Here is a 13,378-nt window from a genome sequence, read left to right on the forward strand (position 1 = left end):
ATCATGAGCGAGGTATCCCTTAAGGAGTAACTTGGGTACACATAAATATTTCTGATGGTATAAATTTCCTGTGCCCTTTCTGCTATAGTATTTTTAACGGCCACAAAAATATCAACCTGGTGGCCGGCAACAGTACTGTCAACCCGCATGATCAGATCCTCGGGTGCAAAAAAGTAAAAACCTTCCTCTTTTAACCGGGCATCTATCCGGATACGTTCGTTTTTAATTACGTCGAGGTTGTAGTTTTCACCAGGTTTTAATAAGGTTTTAGCAGCAGCTCCGGCTATTGCGGTATCAATGCTTTCATAACCTTTTGGAAAGGTCACCTTTCTTATTTTGTATGCTGGTCCAGCCTGGGCAGTATAAACAGCTTTGGCCGTTTTACGCTTACTCACCGTGTCGCCGGTAACCTGCGCCTGGAAATAGCTTACATTTTGCAACCGATTTTGCAGTATGCTGCTGTTTTTTTCGAGGTCTACAGCGCTTACTAAAACAGGCGGCTCTCCAAATTTGGTGTTAAGCCAGTGAGCCAGTCCCTTCGTTTTTTTTGTCCTGGTTATATTATAGATATACAGTTTTACCCTTAAACCCAATATAGATCCGTTGGGACGCGGCCTGAGTAAAGCTTCCAGATCATTGCTTAATGCATCCTTATCGTTTTTTTTAATGTCTTTATCCACAATTTTTACCTCGCCGCCTGTATACAATTTCTGACCAGGCAGCAAATATTTGGTATTACTGCATGCATTCAGCAAAAAAGTTAATATCAGTATATATCTTAAATTTCTGATCATGGCCTTAGCTTGTAGGTGTATTTTGTGCTTTTTGCGCTGCCGCTTTATCGGCGGCTTCTTTAGCTTTATCTTTTTCTTTTTGCTCCTGCCTGTATTTGCGGCGCATTTCTTTTTCTGCTTCGGTACGCTTGTGGAAGATCTCCCTGAAGCGGTTATAATCAACCGTTAGGGTAAATCCTAAACCAGTTTCAACTATTTGGCCCTGTATTACAATAAACTCATCCCTACGGTAAGCCCGCAGTGTATACCGGCCATCTTTGCTCAGTTTATAACCTACAGATACATCACCTGCTATATTAGTAGCTTTTTGACCTTGCTGGTTACCCTCCAGGTTAAAATTATTACCAACGCTTACGGTAAGCCTGTCGTTAAGGAAGCGTTTGGAAAGGCCCACGTTCAGATCTGTTCTGTTGGTTGCTGTGCCCGACGAGTAATCCTCGCCGGATGTTAATCCGAAATTCAAATCAACCCCCTCTATCAGGTTTCCTGCCAGTTTGTTCAGCTGATCTGACAATAAACTACTCACACTATTACGAATGGCGCCTTCAACCCCTCCGCTACCAACCTGGCTTTGCAGTGGGTTATCACCAATAAAATGCCCTAATACCAATACTCCAAGTACTTGTTTATTCAGCTCATTAGGGTCCTGCCTTACCTGGCCCAGGCGGGTGTTCACGGTATTAACTACAAAGGTAGGTACAGAATAGTTGCTATCAGGAAGCACAATATCAAAGCTGATATCGGGTTTAAGCAGTTGATTCTTCAGGCTAAGATTAACGTTGAAGGGCAGCTTTTGCTTATACATAGTGGAGTTGTCTGTGCCGCTTACCTGGTTTTCAACCAGGTCGATAGGGGGCACGTTAGCCACATAGATAGCCGTCAGATCGATATTGGCGCTGGTTGGGTCGCCCGTCCAAACAATAGTACTTCCTTTTTTAAAGTTGAACGTACGTTTTACGGTGGCATAAGCCAGGTTATACGAGCCGGAGTTAACCACATAAGTACCTGTAAGGTTTATTTTCCCGCTTGGGTCTATACCGCCGTTTAAGTTAGCTTCGCCTTTCAGATGAACAACATCACCATTACGTTCGTCAACCACAATGGTAAAGGCGGCATCTTTATCAATTTTTATATTGGCAGATACATCAAGCCCGGTAATCTCCGATTTCCTGAGGGAGTCCAGTTGTTTTGCCAGCAATATAGAATCCATTTTGGGCGCGTTTGGATCTATAAATTCAACTACTCCTTTCCGGTCCTCTATCCCCGGATCGGTAGTTGGCAGTACAAACGTCATGTCGGTTTTGGGGTTTACTGTCAGGTTAGCATCCACAACTGGTTTCGCCATATTTCCGCGGATCCTGATGCGGCTATCTACATAAAGCTTACCGTAAAACAGCTTATTATCGGCCTGGGTAGAGTTAACGGCTCTGAAATTGGTAGAGTTGATATCAAGCCCGAAAGCGAAATCGGAATATGTTTTGGTGTAAACGCTGCCGCTCACAATGGCCTTATTCCCCGTTGAATCAACCAAAGTAAAATTATTAAAGCGGATGCCCTCATCATTAAACGTGATACTCTCTTTCGGCATCCTGAAGTAGGAATTGAGCATGGCTACGTTAAAACCAACCGTGTTAAAGTTTATATCGCCCCTTACGGATGGTGCATCGGTAGTTCCGGTTATTTTTAACTGGCCGGTAATATTACCAGATGCGTTGCGCAAACTGCCAAAGCTAAAACCTTCAATGCTTTTCATGCTCAGGTTAACTATATTCAGGTTCATATCAAACCTGCTTTCGGGTGTGGTATAATACATCCCATCCAGGTCAACCTGGTTGCCTTTGCCAGTGATGCTCATATTGGCGGCATAAGCATTGTTGGTTTGGTTATTTACCTTTAAGGCGATGTTGCCTACTGTATCGCCTTTGAAATTAAAATCATTTATGTTGATGGCAGCTGTAAATGCCGGGGAAGCCTGGAAGTTGCTTACTACAGCGTCGCCATTAATGGTACCGCCAATTTGCAGACTGTCCTGTTGGGCCATTTTAGTAAGTGCTTCTATTTTAAAGTTGCTGAATTTAATATTAAGCGGACTATTAAATTCCTGCGTATTGCTGTTAACGCTTAATACCTGGTTGTTGTTGGTAATAGTAAAGTTATGTGCCATGATTCCTTTTGAACCGTATTGGAAAAAGTTATCGGCACTTACGGTCCATGGCAAATAATCAAGCAACAAGCCATCCTGGTTAAAGCTAAACTGGTACTGGTTTGGTAATATGCTGAATGTACCTGCTAAGCGGTAGCGTTCTTTTTTAGCAGCATCGCGCATCTGCAGGCTTATACCAAGTTTGTTGTTTTGGGCGCTGCCCGATATGCTGGTATAAAGCAGATCAACAGACGAACCAACCTTTACCTCATCAACCGAGAGGTTGTAATTAAGCGCGTTGTTGCCTGTGTTGATATTTAGCGTTGCATGGTTTATAGTATTGGTGCCGTACACAACCTTTGGTATCGAGCCATTAACCACCAGCTCGCCGGTTGAACTGTTGAAGCTGCCTTTAAGTAATATAGGATCCAGCTGTTTCAAATCAGGGGCAAATTGGGTGAGTAGCGGCGTTTTAATCAAACGCGCATCAAACGCAAATTGCTGCGGCGAGTATTTGGGTTTAACAGCAGGCGCTGTTTTAACTATTTTGCCACTTTTATTTTTTACTGCAACCTGTTGTCCACCGGCAATTGCGGTATTAAAGTATTTATTAATCACATCCTGTATGGCATCACCAATTTGGGTAAGCTTGTATTTACCTGCCATATGGGCAGTCATGACGGGGGTTTTTAATCGCAGCGTGCTGCTATCGGCATTGGCTGTCGAGATGAGGCTTACGGTATCCATCCGGATCCGCTGGCCTTTGTTTACCACTAAAAGATCAGTTGCTTTAATATTGGCATTCAGGTAATCCGGGTCGGCAGTAGGCACATCAGCAATTATCTTACCGTGAAAACGCATGTCGTCCTTCACAAAATTTAGCTTTTGCAGGTTAATGCTATCCACCGTTAAAATGGCATTCACTGATGGATATTTTTTATTCAGGTTGGCTTTGGCATCCAAACCGAAATTGATGTTCGGGTCTTTCATGCGGGCAATAGCGGTATAAGCGCCATTGCTTGAGCTGCCTTTTAAAGCCAGGTTTTGATAAGTATAACCTTTAACATAGGCCTTTGCCAAATTACCGTTAAATTTAATGCTGGCAGTTTTAGGATCGATGCCGTAACCCTCCAGGTTGGCGGTTAACGTTATTTTACCAACAGTTTGAGGCTGTTTGGTAAGTGCGCCAACGTTAAGCTCATTAACTTTAATATTAGCCTTGTAGCTTGCTTTGCTTTTGTTTTGGCCATCTTTCATACTTGCAACCAAATCTGCAGCGCCAAGACTCGATCGCAGGGCCAGTTTGGTATTAAAAGTATACATACTACCTTTAAAATTACCCTTCAGGTTCATATTCTCGGGAATAGTCACGTTTGGGGGAATGCTGCCTGCCGGCGCAAGTTTGGTAATATCTGTACGGCTGGTATTAAAGTCGGTTATGTTAACATCAAAATAGGCCTTATTCACATCGGGCAGCCCTTTCAGCTTTGCCGCTGCTTTGATGTGGGTATTGGTTAAACCGGTAATCTCCAGGTTGGGAATATTGAGGTTATTTACCTGCCCGTTTACTTTGCCATTTATTTTAAATACCGTATTTGGCGATGATTTAAATGGCTCCATAGTTGCCATGGTGGGCATCAACAATAACACATCCTTTAACCCTAAACGGCTGCCATCCAAATTGGCATTAATACCCAACAAGCCAATGTTTTTGGTGATGGCCGCTACGGACGGATACCTTACCTGTACCGATTTTTGCAGCGTGGTTTGCGGTGTCTCCAATAGCAAATCGTTCATATAAGCATTGGTCGGTCCGTAAAAGAAGGCGGTGCGGAACTTATTGATCTTTAAGCCGCTTTTTTCGCTGAAGGAGAATGAGTTAATCTTGCCCGAAATAGTATCGGGATTGTAGGAAATATTTTCAACATCAGCGTTCAGGCTGCGAAGGTCCATGTGGCCAAAATCAATGCCCTTTGCTATGGCTTTCTGCGCGTTGTTGTCAAACTTAATGTTGTCGTTGTTGAAGCGTATCTTCCCTAACGCTATCGCCCAGCGTGATGATTGCGGAGCGGCTAATAGGGTATCAAGCTTTTTGGCGGTTTTAACTATTGCTTTGGTTACAGTTTGCGGTTTGGCCAGGCTTAAGGCTACTTTGGTGTCATTCAGCTCAACGTTTTTGATCCCCACTTTTTGGTGTTTCAGGTCTATCTTGTCCATCTCGACCAAAAACTTGCTGAGATCGACATTGGCGGTCATTTCGTTGCTGCGGTAGTCAACTTTTATTTTTGATACATCTATCACACCCAGGTTAAGGTCTAAGTTCATGGGCTGCACCGCGGTATCAACTTTAGCAGCCTGTGCAATTGAAGAGCCTACGGGTGTTTGAATGATGCGCGCGTTAACGCCTGATAGGGTGATCCTTGGTATGGTAAATTTCATTTTATCCATATCAAAATCCTTTATCCGGGTATCAAAATGACCCAACAGAAATTTTACATCGTTGCCGGTTGTTAGGTCCTTGTATTTGATATTGATCCTGTCGAGGTTAATCTTATCGACAGAGAATTTCATTGTCGAGGCAGTATCAGTTGGCTTAACCTCTTTTTTCTGTTCGCCGGCAAAGGCTTTAATAATATAGTCGAAGTTGAAAACGCTGTCGGCCCCACGGCTTACGTTTGCGGTAATGCCCTGCAAGTTAATTTCGTTTATCTCTACTTTGTTGTGCAGTAATTTAAACAGGCTGATATCCACCTTTAATTTATCACCGGCAATAAGGGTGTCTTTCTTTTGATCCTCAAAGTAAACATCTTCCAAAACCAGCAACTTAGGTAAGCCAAGACTGATATGCCCTATTTTTACCCGGGTATGGATCTTTCCCTGTAAAAAAGTTACCGCTTTATCTTTAGCGAAGTTTTGAACAGCGGGAACCTGTATTAAAATTACTACAAGAATAACCAGCAAAACTACACTGGTAAGAATCCAGAGTATTGTTTTGAGGGTTATTCTTATAAATTTTTTCAATTGCATTAATTTTTCAAGGGTGAAGATCAACTTGGTTAATATAATCAAATAGTATGCTAAAACCTCCTTAAACGGCGAAGCTTTTATTAGATCCTTAAAAAATAATCTCTCCCCGCAGCGGAGAATTTTAACAAGCTTGTTTTAGCCCCACCCAGGGACCGGATTGTTTTTAACTTTTCAACACCCAACATCACCAACTTGTTTTTTGGTAACTTTGTATTTCTACAGGATTTTTGCTGAAACGGATTTACTATGCCAGATTTTTCTCACTTACACGTACATACCCAGTTCTCGTTACTTGATGGCGCTGCCGATATATCAAAGCTATATAAAAAGGCCGCAGCCGACGGGATGAAGGCACTGGCTATTACCGATCATGGTAATATGTTCGGCGTATTTAAGTTTGTGGCCGAGGCGGGCAAACACAACGTGAAACCCATAGTAGGCTGTGAATTTTATGTGGTGGAAGATCGCCATAAAAAGCAATTTACCAAAGAGAAAAAGGATGTTCGCCGCCACCAGCTGATGCTGGCCAAAAATCCTGAGGGTTATAAAAACCTGGTTAAGTTATGCTCACTGGGTTATATGGAAGGCTTATACAGCAAATGGCCCCGTATTGATAAAGAACTAATATTAAAATACCATAAAGGGATAATTGCTACTACCTGCTGTATTGGCGCATCGGTACCACAGGCTATATTAAGGGACACCCCCGAAGCGGCGGAAACCGAGTTTAAATGGTGGCTTGACCTGTTTGGAGAGGATTTTTACATTGAGCTGCAGCGTCACGATATTCCGGATCAAAACATTGTTAATAAGGTGCTGCTTACCTATGCAAAAAAGTATAATGTAAAGGTGATCTGCTCCAACGATTCGCACTATGTAGATCAGCAGGATTCAAATGCTCATGATATTTTGCTTTGCGTAAATACAGGTGATATGCAAAGCACCCCCATAGCTACCGATGAAGAAGGCGGTCGTGGCTATCGTTTTGGTTTTCCAAACGATCAGTTTTACTTTAAAACACAACAGGAAATGAGCCACCTGTTTAACGATTTGCCCGAATCTTTAGATAATACAAACGAGATTGTTGATAAGGTGGAAGTGCTTAAATTAAAGCGCGATATCCTGCTCCCCAACTTCGTTATTCCGCCTGAGTTTAATATTCACAGTACACCTGATGCAGATACCCTTAACCAGTGGGAATACTTAAAGCATCTAACTTTTACCGGCGCCAAAGAGCGTTATAAAGAAATTACGCCCGAGGTAGAGGAACGGATTAACTTTGAGTTGTTTACTATCCGTACCATGGGCTTTGCAGGCTACTTTTTAATTGTTGCCGACTTTATTAAGCATGGACGCGATATAGGGGTGTTTATTGGGCCAGGCCGTGGTTCGGCTGCCGGATCAGTTGTAGCTTATTGTACAGGGATCACCAACATCGACCCGATGAAGTACAACCTCCTGTTTGAGCGTTTTCTTAACCCCGATCGTAAGTCGATGCCCGATATTGATACGGATTTTGATGATGCCGGCCGCCAGAGAGTAATTGATTACGTGGTTGAAAAATATGGTAAAAACCAGGTAGCACAAATCATTACTTATGGTTCCATGGCTGCCCGTACCAGTATCCAGGATGTGGGCCGTGTGTTGGATATGCCTTTATCCGAAATGAACCTGATCAAAAAGCTGGTTCCCGATACTTTGGGTATCACCTTAAGGGAAGCTATTGAACAGGTGCCGGAGTTAAAAGAGATAGTTAATGGTAACGACTTGCGTGGGCAGGTTTTACGTGAAGCCTCAAAGCTGGAAGGCTCGGTACGTAACACAGGCGTACATGCGGCAGGTATTATCATAGCGCCTTATGATTTAACCGATATAGTGCCGGTTGCAGTTGCCAAAGACTCCGACCTGCTGGTTACCCAGTATGATGGACGCGTAATTGAAGACGCCGGCGTAATCAAGATGGACTTTTTGGGTTTAAAAACCCTCACCATTTTGAAAGATGCATTGAGGATGATCAAGCAAAATCATGGGGTACATATTGATATCGATTACATTCCCCTTGATGATAAGGAAACCTATGAGCTTTATCAGCGCGGCGATACCAACGGTACTTTCCAGTTTGAAAGTGACGGGATGCAAATGTACCTGCGCGAGCTAAAGCCCGATAAGTTTGAGGATTTAATTGCCATGAACGCCCTGTACCGCCCGGGGCCTATAGAATATATTCCCAACTTTATCAGCCGTAAGCATGGCCGCGAACCCATTGTGTTTGATTTGGCCGATATGGAGGAATATCTGGGCGAAACTTACGGTATTACCGTGTACCAGGAGCAGGTGATGCTTTTATCACAAAAACTGGCCGGCTTTAGTAAGGGTGATGCCGACGTTTTGCGTAAGGCAATGGGTAAAAAGCAAATTGAGGTACTCAATAAAATGGAGTCCCAGTTTATGGATGGGGCTATGGCTAAAGGCCACCCCAAAGATAAGCTTACCAAAATATGGACAGACTGGAAAGCATTTGCCCAGTACGCCTTTAATAAATCGCACTCTACCTGTTATGCCTTTGTGGCTTACCAAACAGCTTATTTAAAAGCGCATTACCCATCTGAGTACATGGCGGCGGTTTTAAATAACCAGAACAATATGGAAAAGATCACCTTTTTCATGGAAGAATGCCGCAGGATGGGTGTACAGGTTTTAGGTCCGGATATTAACGAGTCGGACATGGCTTTTGCGGTCAATAAAAAGGGCCAGGTACGTTTTGGGTTAACCGGCGTTAAAGGGGTTGGAGATAAAGCGGTTGAAAGCATTATTGAGGAGCGCGAAGCTAATGGTCCGTATACGTCTGTATATGATTTTGCACGCCGGTCCAACACCCGCAGCGTAAACCGTAAATCATACGAAAACCTGGTTTATGGTGGTGCTTTTGACGAGTTTGGCTATAACCGCGCGCAATTTTTTGCTAAAACAGATGTTGGTGTATTAACAGGTATTGAACGCCTCACCAAATATGCCAACGATTACCAGAACGTGCAAAGCAGTTCACAATCGTCATTATTTGGGGGCTCGGTAGCCTCATACGTTCCTGAACCGGCTATGCCCGAGGCAGAAGAATGGCCGCTGATAGAAAAGCTGAAATACGAAAAAACGGTGATCGGAATTTATTTAACCGGCCACCCGCTTGATAATTATAAGGTAGAGCTTGAACGTTTTTGCAACAGCACCATCAGCGATCTGAAATTGATGCAAAAAGCCCGCTCTGGTGAGGGTGGCGAAGATATTATGGGCGCTTTTAATGAGCTGCGCAAGAGGGGCGAGATCCGTATTGGCGGCCTGGTAGGGAACGTTCAGCACAAAATGACCAAGACAGGTAAGCCCTTTGGTACTTTTGTATTGGAGGATTACAACGAATCGTATGAGTTTGCCCTATTTGGCGACGACTATGTGAAATTTCGTAACCTGATGATGGATGGCTACTTTTTGCATATCAAGGGCAACATAGAAGAGAAATTTCGCCAGAAAGATAACTGGGACCTGCGCATCATGGTGATGGATCTGTTGTCTGAAATGCGGGATAAGCTCACCAAATCATTAACGGTTTGTATTGATATCAGCATGCTTAATAGCAAACTGCTGGATGATATACAACATATTATTAACGAGAATAACCAGAAATACCCCGTTAAAAACTGCAAGCTGCGCTTCAAGATCAATAACCGCGAAGAGGCCATGCAGGTGGAGCTATCATCTAAAAACTTTAAAGTAAACCCAAGTGATGATTTGATTGAGGGGATATTCAATATTACAAACGTTCAGCCGGTGTTGGGGTAGGAGGATGTAGTTTTACATTATTATCGTCATTGCAGAGGAACGAAGCAATGACGTTTCTTGTATCACCTTTAATTAACCCCTTGTTAAAAACTCACAGTCACGCCAACGTTAAGTGGATAACTTATATTAATATAATTGTCACATTGTCAGGCTGTGTTTGTGGCAAGCTAATTGAATAGTATATATTTGTATTACAAAATTTAAAAATAAAAATCATGGCTTTAGAAATAACTGATGCAAACTTTGACGAACTTGTCCTGAAATCAGACAAACCCGTACTTATTGACTTTTGGGCAGAATGGTGTGGTCCGTGTAGAATGGTTGGTCCGGTAGTTGAAGATATTGCAAAAGAATACGAAGGCAAAGCTGTTGTCGGTAAAGTAAATGTCGACAACAATCCAGGTATATCAATGAAATTCGGTATCCGTAATATCCCTGCTTTATTATTCTTTAAAAATGGCGAAATTGTGGATAAACAAATTGGTGCAGTTCCAAAATCAGTATTAACTGATAAATTAGCTAAGCAATTAGCTTAATCCGTACAGGCATAAATTAAGTTTATCAACAGCTTAATCCACCATATTTTACTTTAAAAAGCGTTGCATATTTTGGCAACGCTTTTTTTATGCCCTATATTAGCCTTATGCCCAAATTAAACAACAATCAGCAAATACGGCAGTTAGCCAATCTTGAACTACTGGCCCGGCAGGTAGTTGAAGGTTTTATAACCGGCCTGCACCAAAGCCCATTCCATGGGTTTTCGGTAGAGTTTGCCGAACACCGTTTGTACAATAACGGCGAATCAGTAAAAAATATCGACTGGAAACTGCTTGCCCGTACCGATAAACTGTTTGTAAAGCAATTTGAGGAGGAAACCAATCTGCGCTGCTATCTGCTGCTGGATACCTCATCATCTATGAACTTTCCTGAAAAAGGAATTAGCAAGCTTCAATTTTCTATATATGCCACGGCATCCTTAATGCACTTGTTTAAGAAGCAACGGGATGCTTTTGGGCTCTGCCTGTTTTCGGACAAAGTAGATTGGCTGAGCGCAGCAAAATCAACCACAACCCACCTTTTTCATTTATATGCCGAATTGGAGAAAGCATATAATAACCCGCAGGTAAATACGGTTACCAATATCACTCAGGTATTACATCATGTGGCCAATGAAATCCACCAGCGATCAATGGTAATAATTTTTAGCGATATGCTGGAAAATAGCATGAGTCCTGATAAGCAGCAGGCTTTGTTTGCAGCGGTTCAGCATTTAAAGTTCAGTAAACATGAAGTGATTGTTTTTAATATAAGCGATAAGCATAAGGAGATTGACTTTAACTTTGATAACCGCCCGCATCACTTTGTTGACATAGAAAGCGGAGCCGAAATAAAGGTACATCCCGGCAAAATAAGGGATGCCTACAAAGCATCATTAACAGAATACAGGCATCAGCTGGAATTGAAATGCGCCCAATATCATATCGACCTGGTTGATGTTGATATTAATGAAGGATACCAAACCATGTTAAAAACATACCTGGTTAAAAGAAATAAAATGATATAAAGGAAGGTTTATGAAAGCGGGATGGGGGTATTAAATATCAATTTAACAGCGGTCCCTTTGCCCTTTACCGAATCTATTTGCACTTTAATGTCATGAAATGCGGTAATACTTTTAACAATAGCTAAACCTAAACCATAACTCTCTTTTTCATCGGTCTCAAGCTTTTCAAAGCGGTTAAATGCGCTTTCTATTTGTTTTTGCTCCATGCCCGCTCCGGTATCGGCAATAATGATAGTATACATTTCCTCTTTCAGCTCATCACTTATGGTGATCCTGCCTTCGGTGTTGTTATATTTTATGGCATTATTAATTATATTATATAACAGTGTATGCATTAGTGGGCGATTGCCCTGTATGGTGTAAATGTATTTAAGGTTATTGATAAAGGTTAAGCGTTTTTCTTCAATCCGGTCTTCCAGCTCTTCCTGTATCTCCATTACTACGGCTGCTATCATTACCATATCGGCTTTATCGTACTGATTATTTTCAACCTTCGATATCAGTAATAAACTGTTAATGATAGATTTAAGCCGGTTGAGCGTTTTTAGCGAAGCATGCATTTTATTCTCGCTGCCCTCGCTCAATTCTTCCTGCAATAAAATATTCTCAAGCCTCGAACTAATAATGGATATAGGTGTAAGCAACTCATGCGAAACATTGGCGATGAATTGCTTTTCGAGGATGAACAGGTTGGATATTTTTCTCATCAACGAACTGATACTATCGTCGAGCAGTTCAAAATCCTGTGTGGTGGTTTTTATCTTTTCATAATCAAAGTTCATGGGATCGTTTACCTTAATAAGTTTACGATCGATGATCTGGTAAAAGGGGGCCAATAAAAATTTAGTAAAAATCAGGTCGCTTATCAATGTCAGTACCAGGGCAATAATCAAAACCAGAATCGTAAACTTTTTGATAATTGATTTTAACTCCTCCACCGATTCAATGGCCACACCAATGCGAAGCATATAAGTATGCCCTTCAAAATTTAGCCGGTGGGTTAAAACGCGATAGGTTTGGGTATACTTGTCAAAATCGCGCGTTTCGGTAGTAAACTTTACTTCTTTTGTAGTCTCGGGGTTGTATTTTGCCAGTGTAATGGTGATAAACTCTTCCTTCAAAATATTATAGTCGGTATAAGCTTTCTGGTCTTTTAAAATACTGCCGATCTCTTTTGACGATAGACTTTTTAAGGTTTCCTTTTGATCATTTTCCAGGCGAAGTTCGATATGATTGTAGGAGATTTTTTCGATAGATAGCAGGATAAGCAGGCCCGTGAACAGGATAATAGCTACCTTGGTAAGCGTATTATAAAGGGCCAGTTTTACCTGTAGTTTCATTTACACTCTGTTTGGTTAAATATTGATTCGGTAACCAATGCTCCTCACGGTTTCAAACCAATCGATAGGAATGTATTGGGATAGTTTTTTTCGCAGGTTTTTTACATGTACATCCACAAAGTTGGAGTCGGAGTTGATCTCCAGTACATCGCCCCAAACGTGTTCAGTTAAGTTGGTACGCGATATTACACGATTTTTATTGAGTACAAGGTAGTTGAAGATCTCGAACTCTTTTTTGGTAAGATTGATTCGCTCCTCATTATACATCACCGTGCGGTTCTGGATATTAACTTTTAATCCTTTAATGTTAATATCGTTGCTTTCCAGCCGGTGCTTGCGGCGKGTAATGGCATGCATGCGGGCTAACAATTCGCTTAAAGAAAATGGCTTAGCCAGGTAATCATCAGCGCCTTGCTCCAGGCCCGATACCCGATCGTCGACTGCGCCGCGGGCGGTGAGGATAATAACGGCATCGTCGCGTTTATCCAAACCTTTGAGCATCTTTAAAAGATCAAAACCATCGCCATCAGGCAAGCCCAGATCAAGCAGTATAAAATCATAATTATTTACAAAGATCTTTTCCTCTGCCGATCTTTTGGTGCGTGCGTGTTCAACTGTAAACCCTTCGTGGCTTAAAAACTCATCAACCTCAAGGGCCAAACCTTTTTCGTCTTCAACA

The 13,378-nt window shown here is 42.1% G+C and carries 6 protein-coding genes and 1 pseudogene; 3 read left to right on the top strand and 4 right to left on the bottom strand.

Translation table 11 applies throughout. The features are described 5' to 3' along the window. Both AC1DPZ_RS13185 and AC1DPZ_RS13190 read right to left on the bottom strand, forming a co-directional pair. Window positions 1-794, bottom strand: a pseudogene (locus AC1DPZ_RS13185) (translocation and assembly module lipoprotein TamL); the annotation flags it as partial. A gap of 4 nt (window positions 795-798) precedes the next feature. After that, a complete protein-coding gene (locus AC1DPZ_RS13190; RefSeq protein WP_477404029.1) occupies window positions 799-5,958 on the bottom strand; it encodes a translocation/assembly module TamB domain-containing protein in 5,160 nt (1,719 codons plus the stop codon). 252 nt (window positions 5,959-6,210) lie between these two features. On the opposite strand from AC1DPZ_RS13190, the gene dnaE reads away from it, so the two are divergent. The 3 genes from dnaE (at window position 6,211) to AC1DPZ_RS13205 (ending at window position 11,359) form a co-directional block, all read left to right on the top strand. Continuing rightward, the gene (gene dnaE / locus AC1DPZ_RS13195) at window positions 6,211-9,795 is read left to right on the top strand and encodes a DNA polymerase III subunit alpha (protein WP_477404031.1); all 3,585 of its coding nucleotides are present in this window, start codon (window positions 6,211-6,213) and stop codon (window positions 9,793-9,795) included. 215 nt (window positions 9,796-10,010) lie between these two features. Continuing rightward, entirely contained in the window at window positions 10,011-10,331 is a 321-nt protein-coding gene (gene trxA, locus AC1DPZ_RS13200) for a thioredoxin (RefSeq protein WP_183566163.1), read from the top strand. Window positions 10,332-10,438: 107 nt separating this feature from the next. After that, window positions 10,439-11,359: a DUF58 domain-containing protein gene (locus AC1DPZ_RS13205; RefSeq protein WP_477404033.1), complete on the top strand. Its 921-nt coding sequence runs from the start codon at window positions 10,439-10,441 to the stop codon at window positions 11,357-11,359. Between the two features lie 8 nt (window positions 11,360-11,367). Here the strand turns inward: AC1DPZ_RS13205 and AC1DPZ_RS13210 are convergent, their stop codons facing one another. Both AC1DPZ_RS13210 and AC1DPZ_RS13215 read right to left on the bottom strand, forming a co-directional pair. Beyond that, window positions 11,368-12,699 (bottom strand): sensor histidine kinase, encoded by a 1,332-nt coding sequence (locus tag AC1DPZ_RS13210; protein WP_477404035.1) that lies wholly within the window; start codon window positions 12,697-12,699, stop codon window positions 11,368-11,370. Between the two features lie 15 nt (window positions 12,700-12,714). Next, a partial coding sequence (locus AC1DPZ_RS13215; protein ID WP_477404037.1) for a response regulator transcription factor occupies window positions 12,715-13,378 on the bottom strand: 664 nt, incomplete at its 5' end.

This window comes from Mucilaginibacter sp. P4_G9 (assembly GCF_056400985.1).

Coding starts and splice junctions, on each gene's coding strand:
- AC1DPZ_RS13205 (WP_477404033.1), top strand. CDS start 10,439: ATGCCCAAATTAAACAACAATCAGCAAATACGGCAGTTAGCCAATCTT.
- trxA (WP_183566163.1), top strand. CDS start 10,011: ATGGCTTTAGAAATAACTGATGCAAACTTTGACGAACTTGTCCTGAAA.
- dnaE (WP_477404031.1), top strand. CDS start 6,211: ATGCCAGATTTTTCTCACTTACACGTACATACCCAGTTCTCGTTACTT.
- AC1DPZ_RS13210 (WP_477404035.1), bottom strand. CDS start 12,699: ATGAAACTACAGGTAAAACTGGCCCTTTATAATACGCTTACCAAGGTA.